This window comes from Pseudomonas sp. S07E 245, assembly GCF_019599025.1.
GTDB classification, from domain to species: domain Bacteria; phylum Pseudomonadota; class Gammaproteobacteria; order Pseudomonadales; family Pseudomonadaceae; genus Aquipseudomonas; species Aquipseudomonas shirazensis.
Genome location: NZ_CP080625.1, coordinates 5188537 through 5209320, shown reverse-complemented (window position 1 = coordinate 5209320; position 20784 = coordinate 5188537). Strand labels below are relative to the sequence as shown.

The following is a 20784-nucleotide window of genomic DNA, read 5'->3' as shown; positions in this document are numbered from 1 at the left end:
GGAAAATGACCCGAGGCGATGCGTGTCGCCGACCTGTTTATCGGCAGCAGGTAGAGAAAGCTGAGGGCGAATTCGCAGGCCGTAGCGCAGGCTCAGGGCAGCAGGCCTAGCGCCTTGGCCTTGGCTACCGCCTGGGTGCGGCGCTCCACGCCAAGCTTGCTGTTGATGTGGCTGGCGTGGGTCTTGACGGTGTGCAGCGAGATGAACAGGCGCTCACTGATCTGCTGGTTCGAGCAGCCTTGGGCGATCAACTCAAGCACCGCCAACTCCCGCCCGCTCAGGGCTTCGCCGGTGCCACTGGCAACCACCTGCGGCTGCGGCAGGCGCGCCAGCAGGTCGAGCTGGACGCTGCTGGCGGGGCGCGTCGACAGCTGCTCGCGCAGCCACAGCGGCTGTTCATCCAGCAACCGTTGAAACGCTTGCAAGGCCCCACCCTGGGCGGCCAGTAGCGCTTGCGGCAACAGGCTGGCAGCGGACTGCTCGCGGCCCTCGGCCAGATGCAGGGCAATCAGCTGGCACAAGGCACTGGCCGCCAGCAACTGACCGCCACTGGCCTGGCCGCGCTCGACCAGCCTCTGCAGGCGCGCGACAGCCTGCGCCGAACGGCCCTGGACGCGCTCCAGCAGCGCCTGTTGCAGCTCGATGTGCAATGGCAGTAATGGGTGAAACTCCGGCGCCGCAGCGGGCTGCTCGCCGCCATAGGTCTGAGCGAGCCGCAGCAGCCATGATTCGGCCAGGTCGGTTCGGCCCTGGGCCAGCCACAGCTCGCACTTCACCAGGGTGATCATCGCCAGGTAGAAGATTGGCGGTACGTCCCAGATATGCATCAAGCGCTCGGCTTCGGCCAGTTCGGCGAAGGCTTCGGCATACTGCCCTTCGCGGCCGTCCAGCGAGGCAATCACACAGTGCCCGATCAGCACGCTGATATCGCGACAGGCGCGTGCCTCACTGAGGCCCGCGCGCAAGCGCGCGCGGCCCTGGGCCGGTTGCAGGTGCGCCGCGAGCAGATGGCCCTCGTACAAGGTCAGCCTGGCGCGCACCGCGTATAGCCGCTGCGCTGACAGATCCTGCAGGCGCAACAAGCCCTGACGGACTTCATCCAGCGCCCGGCGGATTTCACCACGGGCGTGCAGCACCCGCGCCCGATCGTAATGGGCGAGTGCCTCGAACAACGGGTTGCCGACCCGCTGGGCCAACTCCAGCGCCTCGCGGTTCCAGCCACGCGCGCGCCAGAAGTCGGCGTCGGCAATGGCCAGGTTGGACAGCGTCGACAGGCACACCAGACGTTGGCCGTAGCGCTTGTTGGGCAGGCTCTGCAGCGCTTCGCTGCAATAGCTCAAGGTGCGTTCACGGTCGCCGCGGCCGCGAGCGATCACGCCACTGAGCGCCAGCCACTGCGCCAGCATCGAGCGCTGGGCGGTGGCCGAGGGCGCCGGCAAAAACCGGCTGAGGTGCGCCGCCAGTTCTTCGGCAGCGTCCAACTGGCAGGCCAGGCCCAACGCCCAGCTGTACAGCACGATCAGCCGTGGCGTGCTGATCAACAGGCTGTCGGGCAGGTCCATCTTCCAGCGCAGGAGCATGCCGACGTTCTGCTCGGCCAGCAGTTGCTCCTCGGACAGGCTCTGCACCAGGTCCGCCGCCACATCCAGATGGCCGGCGCGCAGGGCCTGCTCGACCGCTTCGTCAAGCAGGCCCTGGGCCTGAAACCAGCGGCAGGCGCGCAGGTGCAGATCAGCCAGCGGCGCGCTGTGCTGGCGGCTGCGCAGCAAATCAGAGAACAGATGATGGTAGCGATACCAATGGCCGTGTTCATCCAGCGGCACCAGAAACACCTGATGCGCTTGCAGGTAGCGCAGGATGCCGGCGCTGTCCTGACGTGCGCGCAGGGCATCGCACAGCTCGGCGCAGAAGCGCTCCTGGCAGGCGGTTTCGTACAAAAACGCCTGCACGTCGGCCGGCAGGATATCGATCACTTCTTCGAGCAGATAATCACGGATCAGCCCTTCGCCGCCATGCAATGCCTGCGGCAAGGCATGTTCGTCGCCCGACTCGCTGGCTGCCAGCTGCCAGAAGCGCAGCCCCGCTACCCAGCCATCGCTGCGCTGGATCAGGTTGTCCAGTGCCTGCCCGCGCAAGCCGGTGGGCTGTCGGCCGAGCACCGCCAGCGCTTCGTCGGCAGTAAGGCGCAGGTCCTGCTCGTTGAGTTCGCTGAGTTGGCGCGACAGGCGCAGACGGGCCAGGTGCCAATCGGGGCGCTGGCGGCTGGTAATCATCAGCACCAGGCCGTTTGGCAGGTGATTGAGGAAGAACTGCAAACACCGGTCGAGCACCGCCCCCTGCGCCAGATGGTAGTCGTCAAGCACCAGCAGGATCGGGCTATCGCTTTGCAGGTACAGCGCCAGCTCGTCGAGCAGGCCGTCGAGCCACTCTTCGAAGGCGAACGGCTGATGACGCTGGCGCATTTTCAACAGGCCCATGGCCTGCCCGCCCAAGGCCGGGCAGTACTGCTGCAAACCTTCCAGCAGGCGCTCGAGGAAGCGCCCAGGGTCGGCATCCCTTTGGCTCAACCCCAGCCACAGGCTGCGCCAGTGATCAGGCAGGGACTCGCAGAACTCGATCGCCAGTGAGCTTTTGCCGAAGCCGGCTGGCGCGTTGATCAGCAACAGCCTGCCAGACAGCCCCGCATGCAGACGCTGGCACAAGCGCCCACGGGGCACATGGCCATCGGGCAACGGTGGCCGGAAAAAACGCCCGTCCAGCAGGCCAAGGGCCTGGCTGGTGTATCCATGCGTACGGGACAGATCAGTCATGGCCGGCTCGTTATGAGGGAGACATCAGCACAGCAGGTCGTTGCGAGACTAGCGGGTATCGCAGCCTATTTGAAGATGATGGGTGTGTTTATCCGGTAAAAGACTACGACAAAAAACGACAGAGCTGATTTACGGCAACCCATCAGTGCGCACCGGAAATCAAAACGCCCCGGCGGGCCGGGGCGTTCTGGGAGTCACGCGGAGTTTTAGCTGCGTTGATTAACGAATACCGTCCTGGCGCAACGCTGCTGGCTGGAAGTCGGCCTTGCTGGCGGTGAAGCCAAAGTCATAGGCACGTTTTTCTTCGTTTTTCAGACCCAGGGCCAGGTAGCGACCCGACTGCAGGTCATAGATCGCCTCGAGGGTGTACCACGGTACCTGGTTGTTGTAATAGTCCTGAGCATGCGCTTCGGACACGCGCCACAACTGGTTGCGACCGTCGTACTGGTCGATCACCGAGGCTTGCCAGGTGTCCTCATCGATATAGAAGTCGCGCTTGGCATAGATATGCCGCTGGCCCGGCTTCAAGGTCGCGACCACATGCCAGACCCGGCGCAGCTCATAGCGGCTAAGGTCCTGGTTGATGTGGCCGGGCTTGACGATATCGGCGTATTTCAGGCTTGGCGAATCGAGCCTGTAGGTGTTGGAGGCGATGTACATCTCCTTCTTGCCTTCAAGCTTCCAGTCGTAGCGATCTGGCGCGCCGTTGAACATGTCGAGGTTATCGGATGTACGCAGCCCGTCTGCCGCAGTACCCGGACCATCGTAGGACACCTGCGGTGCCTGGCGCACGCGGCGTTGGCCGGCGTTGTAGACCCAGGCCTTGCGCGGCTCCTTGACCTGGTCAAGGGTCTCGTGGACCAGCAGCACGGTGCCCGCCAGGCGCGAAGGCGCGGTGACCTTCTGTTTGAAGTAGAACAGCACGTTGCCCGGGTTGGCTGGATCGTAATCTTTCAGCTTGTCGCGGAACACAAACTGGTCCGAGAACGATACCGGGCTGTAGGAGCCGTTGGGTTGCGGCGTGACCTGGGTAACCAGGCGCGTCACGCTGCCACCGCGATAGCGGGTGATATGGTTCCAGATCACTTCGACGCCGCTCTTGGGAATCGGGAACGGAATAGCCGTCTCGAAGTTCTCCAGGCCGTTGCCGCCCGCCACCAGATTGGTCTTGGTAGCGTTGCGCTTGATGGCGGCAAAAACTTCATCCGGCACGGTCGAGCCGCGATGGGTCGGGTAGACCGGAATCTTGTAGGTCTCCGGGTAGCGCTTGAACATCGCGTACTGGCCAGGCGAAAGCTTGTCCTTGTACTGCTCGACGTTCTGCGCGGTGATGGTGAATTTGGGCTTCTCGCTGCCATACGGGTCAGACAGGAACCCCTTGGCATCGACGCTGCCAGCGGTTTTCGACAGCGGTTGCCAGGCCGTGATGGAGCCGTCGGCGTTACCGGCTTTTTCCGCACCCATCGGCGTCAGGGTGCTGCCGAGCTTGGCCGCCTCGTCAGCGGAAACCGCAGCCATGACGCTGGTTGCCAGCAGGGACATGCCCAGTACACCGGCCTTCAGCAGACTTCTGGTCTTGTTCATTATTGGTCGTCCTGGATCAATGGGCTTAGAAGTTCACGCCGAAGCTGAGCGCAACGAAGTCGCGGTCATCCACGGTGGTGTACTTGCCGTCAAAGAAGTTGGTGTACGACAGGCTCGCTGTGTAGGTGTTCTGGTATTCGGCGTCAAGACCCAGGCTGACGGCCTTGCGCCCTTCTTCGAAGTTGGCGCCGGGGCCAGGTGAGTAGCCGGACACGTCGTGCGACCAGGCCACGCTTGGCTTGAGGTTGACCCCAGCGAAGACGTCGTTGTAGTCCCAGATCACGCGGCCTCGGTAGCCCCACGAAGTACTGGTGGTATAGCCATCGTTTTCGCACTTGCGGCTGAGGTTGGCGGTGGATGCGCCCGCGCCGGCGCCACCGATTGTGCTGTTATTGAGCGCCACACAGGTATCCGCGCCACCGGTCGCTGGCAGCGGCCCCGGGCCATAGACCGGGTCACGGCCATAGCGGATTTCGCGGGCGTTCTCCAGGCCGCCAACGTGAGTCACGCCGACTTCGCCGACCACAGTCATGCGGCTGGCGCCCATCACTTGATCGAAGAAGTGCGTCAGGGTGGTCTGGAACTGAGTGATTTCCTTGCGACGGTAGCCGTGCAGGTCCTGCCCAGGTGTGCCAGTGAGCAACGATGCGTTGGTCAACCCGCCGCCGATCGGACGTACGCCGGAGAACAGGATGTCGGTGGTGTTGAGCTGCACCGGCGCGTTTGGCCGGTAGCTGACTTCACCGCTCCAGGCGGTACCGGTTGGCAGCGTGGTGGAGAAGCTCAAACCGTACAGGCGGATGTCTTCCGGGTACTCGACGAAGTATTTCGAGTTGCCCGCAACGATCAGCGGCGCCAGACCCTGCAGCGGTGGCGGCAAACCGGCGAGGCCAGCGAACACCGATGGATCGGCACCGGTGGCACTGAAGATCGGCGCACGGCTGTGATAATTCATGAAGTAGGCGCCGAACTCGGTGTCCAATGGCTCGAACATGTAGCGCAGCGCGACCCCGAACTGGCCACTGTCACGGGCATCGCGGTCAGCACTGCGCCGCACAAGCACGCCTTCGTTGTTGTAGTCCACCCCGCTCCCGGCCAGGATGCCCTGCGCTATAGGTGGCAGCCCGCTCAAAGTTCGCCCACTGCTGAGCACCCGCAGATTGTCGGTACAGCCGTCGGCAATGATGTCCGGCTGAGAGAAGAAGGTGCCGCAGTTATCGACAACCGTCTGGTCCCATTCCAGCTGGTAGAAGGCCTCGGCCGAGAGGTTGTCGGTCAGGCTCTGCGAGATATAGAACATGTTGACCGGGATCAGGCCTTCTTTGATCTCGGCGCCAGGACGGCGGAAGGCAGCCACGTCAATCGGGTTGATCGAGTTGATGCCACCGCCAATGAAGGTGCTTTCACCCCAACTGACTACCTGCTTGCCGAAACGCACCGAGCCGGGTTGGTCGGCAATCGAGTAGTTGTGATAGACGAACGCATCGAGCAGCTCGGCCCCGGAAGACTTGGCGCCTTCCTTGCGATTGGAGTCGCTAATGTCCTTGAACTCGCGGTGTTCATCCTTGAGCTCGAAGTCATACCAGTACTTGCCCCGGACGAAGATGCCGGTGTCGCCGTACTTCAGTTCGAGGTCATGGATGCCCTTGAAGATTTTCGAGAAGGTCTCACCGCGCTTGAAGTTCAGGTGGCCATCGTCGGAGGTCTGCGAAAGCCCTTTGCCACCATTGTTGACGCCGATCAGGTTTTTGTTCGGGCTGGCTGTCGACCAACTGGCACCGACCGACAGCGACGAATCGAACTGGCCTTCGATTTCACCGATGTTGAAACTGACCGCGAATGCAGGGCTTGCGAGCGTAGAAGCGAGGCTGACGGCAAAGGGCAGTCTTGCCCGACGCCAGAACGGGTGTGCAGATTTCATCGACGCTACTCCATGTTCTTTTTTGTTATGGCAGTGAGTCCTTGCAGAAACGGTCCGGCTGACCGGTAGGCAGGCTTGCACCTGCGACGCTGCGAGTTGCACGCAGCGCTCCCCCTCCGTTTCTGAAAACCCCTGGCCCCGACTATAGCCAGCAGGCTCGGACGCTAGATCCCTCTAAAGTGTGATTTGCGTTCCGTGCCCGTCGCTCGCCCCGATCTGGTCCGGTGTGCGAGCTGACAGTGCTCTAGCATGGCCCAATTTTCCCATTTGACAAGGCGCCATCCTCTCTGCAATGCGGGTCGCGCCTAATTCGCCGATGACCCGCTGCGCTTCACAGGGTCGACAGGAACGCGCTGTTGCTGGCCTGCCATTCGACGATATCGAGGCGGATGCGCTTCTTGTCCAGCTTGCCGACGCTGGTCTTGGGAATTTCCGTAACAACGGCAATCTGGCTGGGAATCGCCCACTTGTTGATATGACCTTGCTCGACGAACGGTTTGAGATGTTCTTTGAGCGCGCGGGCGTCAAGGCTCTGCCCGTCGCGAACAACCAGCAGGGCAAACGGACGCTCGCCCCACTGTGGATCGGCGACACCGACCACTGCCACTTCACGCACCGCCGGATGGCGGCTGATCAAGTCTTCAAGGTCGAGCGAGGAAATCCATTCACCGCCGGTCTTGATCACATCCTTGATGCGGTCGCGGATGTCGATATAGCCCATGCCGTCGAGGGTGGCGACGTCTCCGGTATGCAGCCAGCCGCCAGCCCACAGCTCGGTGCTTTTTTCCGGCTCCTTGAAATACCCCATCGACAGCCACGGCGCCCGCAGCACCAGTTCGCCCTGGGTCTCACCATCGGCCGGGAGGAAATTGCCATCGCCGTCGACAATCGCGGCTTCCACCAGCGGCACCGGCACCCCGGCCTTGATCCGATAGCTGACCCGCTCGTCATCGCCGCCGGCCTGCAGCTCTTCGTTGATGTGCGCCGCGGAGATCAGCGGGCAGGTTTCGGACATACCATAGGCTGCAGTGAGCTGAATGCCACGGGCCAGCGCGGCCTGATACAGCGCACGGTTGAGCGCACTGCCGCCAATGATGATCTTCCAGCCGCCGAAGTCCTGGCCCTGGGACGCCGGGCAATTGAGCAGCATCTGCAGGATGGTCGGTACGCAGTGGGAGAAAGTTACCTTCTCTTCTCGCCAGAGCTTGACCAGCATGTCCGGCTCGTATCGGCCAGGGTAGACCTGCTTCATGCCCATCAGCGTGGCTGCGTACGGGATACCCCAAGCGTGAACGTGGAACATCGGCGTGATCGGCATGTACACGTCATCGCTGCCGAGCAGGCGCACGCTGTCGATGCTGCCCAGTACCGAAGTTTCCGCCAGGGTATGCAGCACCAGTTGCCGATGGGTGAAGTACACGCCCTTAGGGTTGCCGGTGGTGCCGGTGGTGTAAAACATGGTCGCCACCGAGTTCTCGTCGAAATCAGGGAAGGCGTACTGCGGGCTGGCGGCGGCCAGCAGTTGTTCGTACTCGCCGACCAGGTTCGGCAGTTCGGCGCGCTTGTCCGGGCCGTCGGTCAGCAGCAGGGTCTTTTCAACCGTGGTCAGCTGCCCGGCGATGCCTTGATACAGGCCGATGAAATCGCTGTTGACCAACACCAGCCGGTCCTCGGCGTGGTTCATGGTGTAGAGGATCTGCTCGGGCGACAGGCGCACATTGATGGTGTGCACCACCGCGCCGATCATCGGGATGGCAAACATGCATTCCAGGTAACGATGGCTGTCCCAGTCCATCACGGCGACGGTGTCGCCCGGCTTGACCCCGGCCTCGCTAAGCACATTGGCCAGGCGCGCGATGCGCTCGACCAGTTGTGGATAGGTCAGGCGCAACTGGTCACGGTAGACGATCTCGCGGGTGCGCTCGTAGCGGCTGCCAGACAACAGCAGGCGCTTGATCAGCAGCGGGAATTGGTAAGCACCTTCAGCGGGTTGGATGATGCGCGTCTGCAGCATGGTTATCCCTTTTTCGAGTCGGGCGAGGTCAGGCGGTTACTCTAGAGCGCAGATGTGACAGCCAAATCAGCCGAAGGAATGATTTGCGCGGCGCGGGTATGAGTGCCGCTGTTGACTCTACCGCTAGGGGCAGGCCTTAGCCTCGTTGGCTTGATTGAGTGGAGCTGACATGAGCAAACGTATTCTGGTGATCCTCGGCCACCCCGCCACGGACAGCTTTTGCGCCGCATTGGGCCAGGCCTACATCCTCGCCGCCGGCGAGGCCGGGCATGCCGTGCGTATTCTTGACCTGCCGAAAGCGACCTTCGACCCGGTACTGCACCACGGCTATCGGCAGATCCAGCCGCTGGAACCGGACTTGCGCCAGGCCCAGGAGGACATCCTCTGGGCCGAACAACTGGTGTTTGTCTTTCCGATCTGGTGGGGCGCTACCCCGGCGTTGCTCAAGGGCTTTTTCGACCGTACTTTCCTGCCTGGCTTTGCCTTCAAGTACCGCGAAGACTCGCCATTCCCTGAGCAACTGCTCAAGGGCCGCACCGCCCATTTGCTGGTGACCATGGACACGCCGCCCTGGTACTACCGTTGGGTCTATCGCATGCCTGGCCTGCATCAGATGCGTAAAACCACCCTGGCCTTCTGCGGCATCAAGCCGACCCGCACCCTGACGTTCGGGCCGGTACTCGGCTCCAGTACCAGCCAGCGCGAGCGTTGGGTGCTGCAGGCCCGCAAGCTGGCCGCCAGCTAGCCACGTAGACGCGTTCAGCTGCTTGTGTAAGATGAATCGCCAGCCCAGGCTGGCGCATCGATCACGCAAGGAAGCCCCCATGTACATCGGAAAAGCAGCCCAACTTGCGGGCACCAGCGTCAAATCGATCCGTCACTACGAGAAGCTCGGCCTACTGCCCGAGCCGCAACGCGCAGGCAACTACCGGATCTACAGCGAACAGAGCGTAGATCGCCTGCGCCTGATCAAATGCGCGCAGCAACTTGGATTCAAGCTGAAAGAGATGCAGGCCATCCTGCAGCCTTACCCAGACGGTCAGATTCCCTGGCTGCAGGTGCAACAGGCGCTCGCCGACAAGAAAGCTGCAGTTCGCGCACAGATCACCTCCTTGCAGGGGCTGCACGCGGCGCTGGAAGCATTCGAGCACGAAACTGCTGATGCCCTCTGCACGCTGCAGCCAGAGATCGGGGCAGCGGCCAAGGTCGCATGACAGATTTCAACTAGTCGACATGCGTTTTTTCACCTGATTCTGTAGGGTCTATTACCCTCCCCTTCGCGCACGCTGCCAGAGCACAGGACAGACCATGACCTCCAGCCACACTGCTGTATTTCTTGACCATGACTCACTGGACCTCGGCGACCTCGACCTAAGCGCACTCAGGGCCTGCTTCGGTACTCTTACGCTACACGGCGCGACCGCGCCGGAGCAGGTTGCCGAACGCCTGCAGGGCGCTACTGTGGCAATCAGCAACAAGGTGCTGCTGGGTGCGGACGTACTGGCGGCCAACCCGCAGTTGCAACTGATCCTGGTGGCTGCAACCGGCACCAACAACGTCGACCTGAACGCCGCGCGTGCCCAGGGCATTACCGTGTGCAACTGCCAGGGCTACGGCACTCCCTCGGTGGCGCAGCACACCCTGGCCTTGCTGCTGGCGCTGGCGACCCGCCTGTGCGACTACCAGCGCGCGGTCGCCGACGGTCAATGGGCCAAGGCCAGCCAGTTCTGCCTGCTCGACTTCCCTATCGTCGAACTTGAAGGCAAGACCCTCGGCCTGCTCGGCCACGGCGAGCTGGGCGGCGCCGTGGCACGCCTGGCCGAGGCCTTTGGCATGCGCGTTCTGAGCGGGCAGATCCCCGGTCGCCCTGCACGTGCCGAGCGCCTGCCGCTGGACGAATTGCTGCCGCAGGTCGATGCGTTGACCCTGCATTGCCCGCTCAATGAACACACCCGGCACATGATCAGCCACCGTGAACTGGCCCTGCTCAAGCCCGGCGCGTTGGTGGTCAACACCGCCCGCGGCGGCCTGATCGATGAACAGGCCTTGGCCGACGCCCTGCGCAGCGGTCATCTGGGCGGCGCGGCGACCGACGTGCTCAGCGTCGAGCCACCGGTCAACGGCAACCCGCTGCTGGAGGCGGACGTGCCACGCCTGATCGTGACTCCACACAGTGCCTGGGGCGCGGTCGAGGCACGGCAGCGCATCGTTGGGCAGCTCAGCGAAAACGCCCAGGCGTTCTTTGCCGGCGCGCCGCGCCGCGTGGTCAGCTGAGCCAAGCCAGCCTCTGCTACACTGCGCGACTTTTTTCAGGAGGCGTCGTCCATGGACCCGCGCAGTGAAGTGTTGCTCCGTCAGGCGGAGTTGTTCCAGGGCTCGGTGCTGCTTGCCGGCCTGCCCGCCGACGATCTGCTCGGCCAACTGCCGCAAGCCCACGGCTGGACCTGGCACGCCGGCGACCAGGCCCTGCTCGAAGCGCGCTTTGCCGGGCGCAACCAGCATGGCGTCGAGCCGCCGCAGGTGCCGTTCGATGGCGCGGTAGTGTTCATGCCCAAGTCGCGCGAACTGGCCGCCTACCTGCTCAACGCCCTGGCTTCGCGCCTGGCTGGCCGTGAGCTGTATCTGGTCGGTGAAAAGCGCGGCGGGATCGAAGGCGGCGCCAAGCTGCTGCAAGCCTTCGGCAAGCCGCGCAAGCTCGACAGTGCACGCCACTGCCAGCTGTGGCAGGTAACCGTCGACAACGCCCCGGCCGCCACCCCACTGGAAAGCCTGGCTGAACGCTTCGAACTGCCGCTGGCCGATGGTCCGCTGCAGATCGTCAGCCTGCCCGGGGTGTTCAGCCATGGCCGGCTGGACCGCGGCACCGCCCTGTTGCTTGAGCATCTGGACGGCCTGGCGGTTGGCCCGGTACTCGACTTCGGCTGCGGCGCGGGCGTAATCGGCTCGATCGTCAAGCGCCGTTACCCGGACAGCCAGGTAACCATGCTCGACGTCGATGCCTTCGCGGTGGCCAGCAGCCGCCTCACCCTTGCCGCCAACGGCTTGCAAGCTGAAGTCATCAGTGGCGATGGGATCGATGCTGCACCGCGTGATCTGCAGGTAATCCTGAGCAATCCGCCGTTCCATACCGGCGTCCACACTGACTACAACGCCTCGGAAACACTGCTGAAAAAATCGGCTGAACATCTGCGATCAGGTGGCGAACTTCGCCTTGTTGCGAACACCTTCCTGCGCTATCAACCGTACATCCAGCAGGCGCTGGGCAACTGCAAGACGCTGATCGAAGAACAGGGTTTCAGGATTTACCAGGCAAAACGCGGATAGAAAATAGCGCTTGCCCAAACGGATTTGCCTAGGCAGAATCCGCTCCGTCCTAGGGGAGTAGTCTCCCGCAAGCACTCAAGCTTGCCCGGTACGCGTCAACATACTTGGTCCTCAGACCATGGCGCGTACGACCCACGGTCCGCACAGACGGACCCAGGGTTTGACAAGACCTATGACACGCACACCTTACCCGGGGCGGGAAGGCTGTACGTGTCATAGCCGTGTCGACCCGCCCCCGTAGGAACCCTGATGCTGGAATCCCTTCTCGTACCAACCGCCATTGTTGCGCTCGCCGAAATCGGCGACAAGACGCAACTGCTCGCGCTCATCCTTGCTGCCCGCTTTCGCAAACCCTGGCCGATCATCGCCGGTATCGTTGTCGCCACCCTGGCCAACCACGCTGCGGCAGGTGCAGTTGGGGCGTGGGTAAGTGGTTTCTTCACCGAGTCGGTGTTGCACTGGGTGCTCGCCGCAAGCTTTGTCGCAACCGCGTTGTGGACCCTGGTGCCGGACAAGATGGACGACGACGAAAGCAGCGCAGCACGCCGCTTCGGGCCGTTCGTGACGACCTTGATTGCGTTCTTCCTGGCCGAGATCGGCGACAAGACTCAGGTCGCCACCGTGATGCTGGCGGCGCAGTATCCGCACCTGATCATGGTGATTATCGGTACCACCCTGGGCATGTTGATTGCCAACGTACCGGTGGTATTGGCGGGTAACTTTGCGGCGGAGAAGTTGCCGCTGACACTGATTCGGCGCCTGGCTGCCACGGCGTTTGTGGTGCTGGCGATCGTCGCGGTGTATTCGGCGATGAAGAGCAGTGGCTGGATTGGCTGATTCAGCAGGGATTTTGGGGCTGCTTCGCAGCCCCAATACCGCTTACTTCTTGGCAGCCTGATACAACGGCATCACCTTGGGAATGGCAGCCTGCAACGAGGCGATCCGGCTGGACGAAGCCGGGTGAGTGCTCATGAACTCAGGCGGGGCGCCCTCGGACGCCTTGCTCATCTTGTTCCACAAGGTGATCGCGGCGTTCGGGTCGTAGCCGGCACGGGCCGACAGCTCAAGACCGATCAGATCCGCCTCGTTCTCGTTGGCACGGCTGTTGGGCAAGGTCATGGAGTAGTTCACTACGGTGTCGGCGAGGGCCATGCTGTCCTGGCCCAGGCCCAGCAGGGCGCCAGCACCGGAGCGGGCCATCTCGATCCCATAGGCCTTGGACATCGCTTCACGACCATGCTCACGCAGGGCGTGAGCGATCTCATGGCCCATCACGGCGGCGATTTCAGCGTCGGTCAGCTTGAGCTGATCGATCAGGCCGGTGTAGACGATGATCTTGCCGCCAGGGCCGCAGTTCGCGTTGAGTTCGTCACTCTTGATGACGTTGACTTCCCACTTCCACTGCGCAGAATCCGGGCGAAACTTCGGCGCTTGGGCGATCAGGCGATCGGCGATGGCCTGCACGCGCTTGGCTTCGGCGCTGCTTTTATCGAGCACGCCCTTGCTCGAGGCTTCGCTCAAGGTCTGCTGATAGGACTGGGCATACATGTTGTTGACCTCGTCGGTCGACAGCATGCTGAACATGTACTGCTTGCGCTCAACGCCGACGGCGCCGCCACTGGTGGTATTCACCGCCTGGCAGCCGCTCAGCAGGACGCCGGCAGCGAGCAGGCTGAGAACAAATGACTTACGCATAAAACACTCCCTGGGTACGTGCCGCGTATCCTAGGCGCAGACGCCCGGCGCCGCCAGAGCCATAGGGAAGATTTAACCCGAGGCTTATCTGTACCACGTCAAGCCGGCGTCAGACACTCCGGTGCATCCAGCTTGGGATCATTGACGAAATTGGCCAGCGCCCGCTCGCGTAGCGCAGCCGGTGGGCCAGCAAGCAACTCATGCAAACGCGCCAGAGGCGTCTCTGGATCAAGCCAGGCAGCCTGCCCGGCCTCGTCGAGAATCAGTGGCCGGCGCTGATTGACCACCGCCTGGGTGACCACTGCGCAGCTCAGCCAGACTTGCTCCTGCACCGGGTATGCCTCCCATATCGCTGCAAAGAACAGCGCCGCGCCCTCGCCCGGCGTCAGCCAGTAAGGCCGCTTGCGCACACTGCCACGCCATTCGTAAAAACCGTTGGCCGGCATCAGGCAACGGCGCTGGGTAAACGCCTGACGAAACATCGGCTGTTCGACCAGGGTCTCGGCCCGCGCTTGCGCCGGCGTCTTGGACAAGTCGGTTAGCCACGGCGGGGTCAGCCCCCAGCGCGCTCTGGCGACCTGTAGCTGGCCGTCAAGCTGGCGCTGGATCAGCACCGAGGCGCCGGGCGCGATGTTCCATTGCGCCTGTTGGTCGGCGGGGTAGCCCGGCAGTGCGGCAAAGGCCGGGGTCCAGCGAAACAGGGCGTAGCGTCCACACATGCGATATACAACCTAGCAAATCAGTGTCCCGGGGTAACTCTCCGGTTCGTCGCCAGCAACTGGCTGGGCAACATTGTACGCATCGATCAGCTCGCGTGCGTAGCCGGCCTGCTCATCGGCCACCGCCAGGCCGAGCAAACCGTGCAATGGCAGCTCACCGGCGGCGCCGACCAGGTCGCGGCCGACGAGGTGCACCTCGATGCCCTCGCTGGCCAGCACCGCCACCAGCAGCTCGGCCTCCAGCAAGTTCTCTGGCTCGTAGATTCGTCGCATCAGGCGTCATCCTCGCTTTTCACATCGAGCATCCACTCGTCGCCATGCACCTGCAGGTCGAACACGATCGGCCGGCAGCAGACCTGACAGTCTTCGATGTAGCGCTGATCACCGCCGGACAGATCAACCGTGGTCTCCACCCCCTCTCCACAGTAAGGGCAATCGTAGAATGCAGTTTCCAGCATCGCGGCCTCCAGGGTGACTTATGCGTATAATTGTCGGTCTGTTTACGGGACCTGCGCGCGTCCGAGCCGTTTTTCGGAGCCGCCCCCTATCTATTACCCTAGTCGTTTCCAACAAGAGAGCATGATGGGCGAATTCGATGCCATCCGACCGTATGACGATGCTGAGGTGCAGGCGGTGCTGGCGCGCCTGTTCAGCGACCCGGCATTCCTCGATATCCTCACCCACTTCCGCTTCCCGCGGGCGGCCGGTGCCTTCGGCTGGCTGCTCAAGCCGTTGATCGCGCGCCGCCTGCGCAAAGAGTTCGCCGGCGTCAGTTGCGTCGCGACCCTGCAGGACAAAGTCGAGTATTACGTCGACCAGACCATCGATCGCGCCACCGACGGCGTCACCTATTCAGGTGTCGAGCAGCTCAAGGCAGGTACGGCTTACCTGTTTTTGGCCAACCACCGCGACATCGTCATGGATCCGGCCTTCGTCAACTACGCGGTGTACCACGCCGGCCTGCCAACGCCGCGCATCGCCATTGGCGACAACCTCCTGCAAAAGCCTTTTGTCAGCGACATGATGCGCCTGAACAAGAGCTTCATCGTGCACCGCTCATTGACCGGGCGGCGCGAGAAGCTGGCGGCTTATCAGTTGCTCTCGGCCTACATCAATCATTCGATCCGCACCGATGGCGCGTCGATCTGGATCGCCCAGGCTGAAGGCCGGGCCAAGGACGGCGATGACCGTACCGATTCGGCGATCCTCAAGATGTTCCACATGAGCCGCAAGGACGAGCCATTCGGCGCGGTGATCCAGGGCCTGAACCTGACGCCGGTATCGATCAGCTACGAGTATGACCCGTGCGATCAGGCCAAGGCGCGCGAGCTGTACATCCGCGCCACCACCGGCAGCTATACCAAGGCGCCCGGTGAAGACGACAAGAGCATCGCTACGGGCATCACCGGCTATAAAGGCCGCGTGCATATCCACTTCGCTGCACCGGTCAGGGAGTTCTTTGCCGATACCAAGCTGTTGGCGCAGGAAGTTGACCGGCAGATCCTGGGTGGTTACCGCTTGTTCCCGGTGCACTACCTAGCCTACGCAATGTGGCAGGATGCCGACCCGGCACTGGCCGTGCCGCCTGCCGAGAAGCTGTTCCAGGCTGAAGAGCTGGCCAAAGCCAAGCAGGAATGGCAACGCCGCCTCGACGCCTGCCCGGTCGAACAGCAGCCGTACCTGGTGCTGCAGTACGCAACGCCGGTACGCAATCAGTATCAGGTCAAGGTCCAGAGCCAGGTTGCCTGAACCGCGGCGGGGCTGGCAGCAGCCCCGCCGTCAGACCCAGGTACTCAACCAGGACAACAGCAGCGCCAGCGCCAGGCACGCCGAGCCGAGGGTGTAGTAGTAACGCGGCACGCGCCGATCAAAGGCGTCGACCAGGCCTTCGTCGACCGCCAGGCTGCGCCGCGTCAGCGCCGCCCGGCGCCGGGCGCTTTGCAGCAGCAGGCCGCCAGGGCAGGTAATCAGCAGGGCTAGCAGGTTGATCAGCTTGGCCGGATGGGCCGCCAGCAGCCCCCAGAGTACTTGCACAGACATTACAGACCTCGCAGTCGCGACAGCAAAGCCGAGCATTCTACCCAAGCCGGTCGCGTTGGCTGCGGCTTTACGACCAACTGCCGACGGATTTCATCTGCCATACCCTTTGTTCTCTGCGCTGCGCTATCGCCTGGTCCTGAAGCAAAAAAAACCGCCGCCTGAGATTCAGGCAGCGGTTTTTTTATGACCTGGCTGTGACGAACGCTTATTCGCCGAGCACCTGACCGATGGTCGGGTCCTTGAACAGACGGGTCAAGGCATCGCTGAGCACATCACTGACCAGCTTGGTGTTGGTTTCCTGGTTCGGCGCCATGCCGAAGCGCTGATCCAGCGAAGCGCCGTAACGGCCGCTGTAACGGCGGTTGGCATTGGCTACGTCAGCACGGAAGGTCGCGCCGATGGTCGCCTCGGTCACATACATCTTGTCCTTGGGCGACTGGTACTTCAGTTCGGCCAGGGTCACGGTCAACTGCGGCGCATTGGAGCCGCCCTGGGTCGGGGTGAAACCGAGCAGACGCACCGCAGCTTCGGCCTGAGCCTGCAGCTTGGGCACGACATCGTTGCCGTTGACGCTGATGGTGCTGGTTTCCGGGTACATGCCGCCACGGGTGCCGAGCGACTGCGAAGGACGACCATCGACTACCCGCACCACGACTGGCTGGCCGCGACCGACCGGATTGAGCTGAGTGGTCAGCTTGGGTTGCGGGCTGAGTTGTTGCGGGCTGTGGGCACAACCGACCAGGCTCAGGCTGGCCACCGCGAGCAAACCGAACAGCAGACGTTGCAACATGCGCGTTTCTCCAGAAAATGCGGCAAAGGCCCACAGTATACCCAGCCGCTTGAACGCCAGCTATCGGCTATATCCGCTTGTCATAATGCTTTCATGGCCGCGCCGTTATCCTTGGCCCAGCCCACTCCATACAGGATTCGCCGCCATGGCCTCGCTCTGGAACCTGCTGTTCAAGCGCTCGCCCCAGCTTATCTATGCTCGCCTCGACAGCACCGATTGCTGCCTGGGTTTCAAGCAGTGCAGCCTGCCGCCCAGCGGTAGCGGCTGGGTTCAGGTCAGTGACATGCAGCTTGCCTGGCTGGGCCGGACCTTGCCTGCCAGCGCCCGGGTTTGCGCCCGTGCAAGCCGTCGTTGGCAGCAACGCAGCCTGCCCGCCTGACAAATGCTGCAATAAAAACCGCGATTAACGACCTTTCTGCCCGCGACATCGCTATAATCTCCCCCCGATTATAAGGACGTCTCCTGATCGGGCCCCGCACCTGCCGATTGACCCCGGCACCTTCACCGCCTCGCCCACAGAGAGCCTTCCACTTCAGGTCTTGCATCCGGCTGTTGCGCCTGCTTTTTCTGGCCTTCTGCACTGCATGAACCTGTGGGTTGCCATCGCGCAGTCCCTTTTTGAGGTTCACGTCTCCAAAAGAGCGTGGAAAAAACCAGGTTTTCACAACTTCACAAGAGTGTGGCGAGCAAATGAACAGTCTGGCATGTGCAACAGCAGCAGATGTGTCCCCAACAGCCCCTGATGGCCGGTATTGGCGCTCATCCATGATGAGTCACTGAGGCCGGTCCATAACGCACGTCGGACACCTTGACCATAAGTCGAATTGCCGCAGCCGTGGCAATCAGCGTTCAATAGCTGAACCCTGAGACTGATTGGCGGTGTTCGCGAAGTTGCAAGAACTGCGAAGAGTCGGACATGGCGAGCCTGGCAACCCCAGGGATCCTATGCTGTCAATTAGGTGCTGTAGATTGTGGAGACGCGTTAATGGCGCAGAACGAATCGGTTGATGTAGTACTGGTAGGCGCGGGCATCATGAGTGCCACCCTGGCCGTACTGCTCAAGGAGCTCGACCCGGCCCTTAAACTGGAGGTCGTCGAGGCGATGGACTCCGGGGCTGCAGAAAGCTCGAACCCCTGGAACAACGCCGGGACCGGCCATGCCGGCCTGTGCGAGCTGAACTACACGCCGCAGGCCGCCGATGGCAGCATCGACATCAAGAAGGCCGTGCACATCAACACCCAGTTCGAGGTGTCACGGCAGTTCTGGGCGTACCTGATCAACAAGGGCGGCCTCGGCGCGCCGCGTGACTTCATCAATCCCGTGCCACACCTGAGCTACGTCGAAGGTGACAAGGGCGTGTCCTTCCTCAAGAAGCGTTTCGAACTGCTCAAGCAGCACCACGCCTTCAGCGAGATGGAGTACACCGAAGACAAGGCGGTGATGCGCGACTGGATGCCGTTGATGATGCCCGGCCGCCCGGCCGACCAGCACATCGCCGCAACCCGCGTGATGAAAGGCACCGACGTCAACTTCGGCGCCTTGACCAACAAACTGCTGAAAATGCTCGGCAACACCGCGGACAGCCAGGTCAAGTACAGCAAGAAGGTCGTCGGCCTGCGCCGTAACGGCGCCGGCTGGACCGTCAGCATCAAGGACGTCAACAGCGGCGGTAGCCGTGAAGTAGATGCACGCTTTGTCTTCCTCGGCGCTGGTGGCGCGGCATTGCCATTGCTGCAGGCTTCGGGCATCCCCGAGAGCAAAGGCTTTGGCGGCTTCCCGGTGAGCGGCCAGTGGCTACGCTGCGACAACCCGGAAATCGTCAAGCAGCACCAGGCCAAAGTCTACAGCCAGGCTGCTGTAGGCGCTCCGCCGATGTCGGTGCCGCACCTGGATACCCGTGTCGTCGACGGCAAGACTTCGCTGCTGTTCGGGCCCTACGCCGGCTTCACCACCAAGTTCCTCAAGCACGGTTCGCTGCTCGACCTGCCACTGTCGGTACGCCTGGGCAACCTCGGCCCGATGCTGGCAGTCGCGCGCGACAACATGGACCTGACCAAGTACCTGGTCAGTGAAGTGATGCAGTCGATGGAGCAACGCCTGGACTCGCTGCGCCGGTTCTACCCAGAAGCCAAAGCCGAAGACTGGCGCCTGGAAGTGGCCGGCCAGCGCGTGCAGATCATCAAGAAAGACCCGAAAAAAGGCGGCGTGCTGCAATTTGGCACCGAGTTGGTTGCGGCGGCCGACGGCAGCCTGGCGGCCCTGCTGGGCGCATCGCCTGGTGCTTCGGTGACGGTGTCGATCATGCTTGATCTGATCGAACGCTGCTTCCCTGAGCAAGCCAAGGGTGCCTGGGCGAGCAAGCTGCACGAGATCTTCCCTGCTCGGGAAAGTGTCCTGGCCAGCGATGCAGCGCTGTACCGCAAGGTCAGCGAGCATAACGACCAGGTATTGCAGATGGTTGAAAGCAGCCCGGCTCAGCATTACGCCTGACCGGTCTAGGGGCCGCTCTGCGGCCCCAAATCACTCCAGACTCAGATCACTCAACCACGGGCGTTGTTGATGATCTCGATGTACTCCGCGGCATTCCGCTGATCAGCGATCTGCTCGACGAAGGTCTGACCGTGTTCGTCCTTGCCGTCCAGCTCATAACCCGCCTCGACGAAGAACCCGACAAACCGCTCGAAGTCATCGATGCGCAGGCCACGATAGGCTTTGACCAGCTTGTGCGCGGACGGCGACGTCACGCCGTCGGCCGGGTCGTACTGCAGAAACGACTTGATGTAGTCGTCACTGATCTCGTCACCAATCACTTGCTTCTTGTCTTTACGCATTGCCGACTCCACCTAAGCCATCACCAAATTTCGCAGGGCGGCAGTGTACCCCCGCCAATGCGCAGGCCTCAACGCGTACGTACGGCGCCGGTATGCAGATCCGCCCAGACATGGCCGTTGGCGTAAGTCAGAAACTGCACGTAGACGGTCTCGTTGCGCAGCAGGTCGATGATCACCCGGTAGTCGGCCATCGGGTAGTTCAGGCTCAGGGTGCGGGTCTTGTCGTCGTAGACTGGCTTCTTCAGGCTCTTGCCACCTTCACCATCGAAGCTGAGCAATACTTGGGTAATCGTCGCGCCCTTGCTCAGCGGCTTGCCTTTCAGGCGCATCTGCAGCGAGGCGGTGATCGGGATCGGTTGTTGGTCAGACTGACGCTGGGTGCCGACCACTACCGAGTAGTCGGTGACTTGCAGCAACTGTTGGCTGGTCGGCGCCTCTTGGCGCAGCGACTGGTCATCAGGTGGCAGAAACTGGCTGTGCAGGGGCGCCGCAGACAACGGCAGGCTCAGCGCCAACAGCAAGGGAATGAACGCACGCATGTGAGGCTCCTTGGCATGAAGCCGCACTCTAGCATGCCCGCTCAGGCGAACTGCGCGCGCATCCACACTTGGTATGCGGCAACCCCTGGCTCACCCTCACGCGGGGCCCATGGCGCCAGCTCACCCTCACCCACCGGGCGATAAGGGCCGGCCTTGCACTCGAACAGAATGCTGTCGGCGGCGAGCACCACCAGCGCGTGATAGACGCCCGGTGGCAGGTCGACACCGAGGCACTCGCCACCGGCCTCGAGCAGGCGTTTTTCGATAACCCCGCCCTCCTCGTCGAACAGCAGCAGGCCAAGGCGCCCTTTGAGCACCAGCAAGGTCTCGGCCTTGTCTTCGCTCAGGTGGCGATGCGGCGGGATGTAGGTGTCAGGCTGCAAGCCAACCGCCATGCGGTGGCACGGTTCGGCCATGGCATGAAAGTTATGGTGCTGACGCCCGCGCGGGTTGGCCGCAGCCTGCTCGGCCAGGCCGGCAAACAAGGACTGGTCGATGAATGCCGGCGCGCGCATG

At 62.5% G+C, this 20784-nt stretch carries 21 protein-coding genes and 1 riboswitch; of the genes, 8 read left to right on the top strand and 13 right to left on the bottom strand.

The genetic code is table 11. From position 1 onward, the window contains the following. Window positions 1-92 precede the first annotated feature (92 nt). From K3F44_RS23980 to K3F44_RS23965, 4 genes are all read right to left on the bottom strand, one after another. Window positions 93-2810 carry a LuxR C-terminal-related transcriptional regulator gene (locus K3F44_RS23980; RefSeq protein ID WP_220633097.1) on the bottom strand — a complete coding sequence of 906 codons (2718 nt, stop codon included), beginning with the start codon at window positions 2808-2810 and terminating at the stop codon, window positions 93-95. Between the two features lie 219 nt (window positions 2811-3029). Beyond that, window positions 3030-4394 carry a DUF1329 domain-containing protein gene (locus K3F44_RS23975; RefSeq protein WP_101316558.1) on the bottom strand — a complete coding sequence of 455 codons (1365 nt, stop codon included), beginning with the start codon at window positions 4392-4394 and terminating at the stop codon, window positions 3030-3032. 25 nt (window positions 4395-4419) lie between these two features. Further along, window positions 4420-6315 carry a DUF1302 domain-containing protein gene (locus K3F44_RS23970; protein WP_150570065.1) on the bottom strand — a complete coding sequence of 632 codons (1896 nt, stop codon included), beginning with the start codon at window positions 6313-6315 and terminating at the stop codon, window positions 4420-4422. Between the two features lie 331 nt (window positions 6316-6646). Then, a complete protein-coding gene (locus K3F44_RS23965) occupies window positions 6647-8329 on the bottom strand; it encodes a fatty acid--CoA ligase (protein WP_220633096.1) in 1683 nt (560 codons plus the stop codon). Window positions 8330-8498: 169 nt separating this feature from the next. On the opposite strand from K3F44_RS23965, the gene K3F44_RS23960 reads away from it, so the two are divergent. From K3F44_RS23960 to K3F44_RS23940, 5 genes are all read left to right on the top strand, one after another. After that, window positions 8499-9074 (top strand): NAD(P)H-dependent oxidoreductase, encoded by a 576-nt coding sequence (locus K3F44_RS23960; RefSeq protein ID WP_220633095.1) that lies wholly within the window; start codon window positions 8499-8501, stop codon window positions 9072-9074. A gap of 79 nt (window positions 9075-9153) precedes the next feature. Then, window positions 9154-9543 carry a MerR family transcriptional regulator gene (locus tag K3F44_RS23955; protein ID WP_150573439.1) on the top strand — a complete coding sequence of 130 codons (390 nt, stop codon included), beginning with the start codon at window positions 9154-9156 and terminating at the stop codon, window positions 9541-9543. Between the two features lie 94 nt (window positions 9544-9637). Further along, window positions 9638-10603, top strand: coding sequence for a 2-hydroxyacid dehydrogenase (locus tag K3F44_RS23950; RefSeq protein ID WP_220633094.1), 966 nt, complete (start codon window positions 9638-9640; stop codon window positions 10601-10603). A gap of 51 nt (window positions 10604-10654) precedes the next feature. Continuing rightward, on the top strand, window positions 10655-11653 hold the full coding sequence (locus K3F44_RS23945) for a class I SAM-dependent methyltransferase (RefSeq protein WP_220633093.1): 999 nt from the start codon (window positions 10655-10657) through the stop codon (window positions 11651-11653). 40 nt (window positions 11654-11693) lie between these two features. Beyond that, window positions 11694-11814: riboswitch (yybP-ykoY riboswitch) on the top strand. Window positions 11815-11905: 91 nt separating this feature from the next. Further along, a complete protein-coding gene (locus K3F44_RS23940; protein ID WP_178080814.1) occupies window positions 11906-12490 on the top strand; it encodes a TMEM165/GDT1 family protein in 585 nt (194 codons plus the stop codon). A 42-nt stretch (window positions 12491-12532) separates the two neighbouring features. Here K3F44_RS23940 and K3F44_RS23935 read toward each other — a convergent pair whose 3' ends face one another. The 4 genes from K3F44_RS23935 to K3F44_RS23920 all read right to left on the bottom strand — a co-directional run bounded on the left by K3F44_RS23935 (window position 12533) and on the right by K3F44_RS23920 (window position 14525). Continuing rightward, the gene (locus K3F44_RS23935) at window positions 12533-13348 is read right to left on the bottom strand and encodes a M48 family metallopeptidase (RefSeq protein ID WP_188035359.1); all 816 of its coding nucleotides are present in this window, start codon (window positions 13346-13348) and stop codon (window positions 12533-12535) included. Between the two features lie 98 nt (window positions 13349-13446). Next, entirely contained in the window at window positions 13447-14067 is a 621-nt protein-coding gene (locus K3F44_RS23930) for an SOS response-associated peptidase (protein ID WP_220633092.1), read from the bottom strand. 12 nt (window positions 14068-14079) lie between these two features. Then, window positions 14080-14340: a putative signal transducing protein gene (locus K3F44_RS23925; protein ID WP_101316540.1), complete on the bottom strand. Its 261-nt coding sequence runs from the start codon at window positions 14338-14340 to the stop codon at window positions 14080-14082. Beyond that, on the bottom strand, window positions 14340-14525 hold the full coding sequence (locus K3F44_RS23920) for a CPXCG motif-containing cysteine-rich protein (RefSeq protein WP_101316538.1): 186 nt from the start codon (window positions 14523-14525) through the stop codon (window positions 14340-14342). The genes K3F44_RS23925 and K3F44_RS23920 overlap by 1 nt, the downstream gene beginning before the upstream one ends. A 121-nt stretch (window positions 14526-14646) precedes the next feature. On the opposite strand from K3F44_RS23920, the gene K3F44_RS23915 reads away from it, so the two are divergent. Then, the gene (locus K3F44_RS23915) at window positions 14647-15816 is read left to right on the top strand and encodes a 1-acyl-sn-glycerol-3-phosphate acyltransferase (RefSeq protein ID WP_188035358.1); all 1170 of its coding nucleotides are present in this window, start codon (window positions 14647-14649) and stop codon (window positions 15814-15816) included. A 30-nt stretch (window positions 15817-15846) separates the two neighbouring features. Here the strand turns inward: K3F44_RS23915 and K3F44_RS23910 are convergent, their stop codons facing one another. Then, complete coding sequence (locus K3F44_RS23910; protein WP_101316534.1) at window positions 15847-16107, bottom strand: hypothetical protein; 261 nt, start codon at window positions 16105-16107, stop codon at window positions 15847-15849. A 205-nt stretch (window positions 16108-16312) separates the two neighbouring features. Next, a complete protein-coding gene (locus K3F44_RS23905) occupies window positions 16313-16897 on the bottom strand; it encodes a YajG family lipoprotein (protein ID WP_101316532.1) in 585 nt (194 codons plus the stop codon). Window positions 16898-17042: 145 nt separating this feature from the next. On the opposite strand from K3F44_RS23905, the gene K3F44_RS23900 reads away from it, so the two are divergent. Together K3F44_RS23900 and mqo are read left to right on the top strand one after the other, a co-directional pair. Then, window positions 17043-17276, top strand: coding sequence for a hypothetical protein (locus K3F44_RS23900; protein WP_220633091.1), 234 nt, complete (start codon window positions 17043-17045; stop codon window positions 17274-17276). Between the two features lie 606 nt (window positions 17277-17882). Then, the gene (mqo, locus tag K3F44_RS23895; protein WP_101316529.1) at window positions 17883-19388 is read left to right on the top strand and encodes a malate dehydrogenase (quinone); all 1506 of its coding nucleotides are present in this window, start codon (window positions 17883-17885) and stop codon (window positions 19386-19388) included. Window positions 19389-19438: 50 nt separating this feature from the next. On the opposite strand, the gene K3F44_RS23890 is transcribed toward mqo, so the two are convergent. The 3 genes from K3F44_RS23890 to K3F44_RS23880 form a co-directional block, all read right to left on the bottom strand. Further along, window positions 19439-19729, bottom strand: a complete 291-nt coding sequence (locus K3F44_RS23890; protein WP_101316527.1) for a PA4642 family protein — start codon at window positions 19727-19729, stop codon at window positions 19439-19441. Between the two features lie 68 nt (window positions 19730-19797). After that, a complete protein-coding gene (locus K3F44_RS23885; RefSeq protein ID WP_220633090.1) occupies window positions 19798-20268 on the bottom strand; it encodes a hypothetical protein in 471 nt (156 codons plus the stop codon). 41 nt (window positions 20269-20309) lie between these two features. Beyond that, window positions 20310-20783 (bottom strand): WbuC family cupin fold metalloprotein, encoded by a 474-nt coding sequence (locus K3F44_RS23880; RefSeq protein ID WP_101316523.1) that lies wholly within the window; start codon window positions 20781-20783, stop codon window positions 20310-20312. Between the last annotated feature and the right edge of the window lies 1 nt (window position 20784).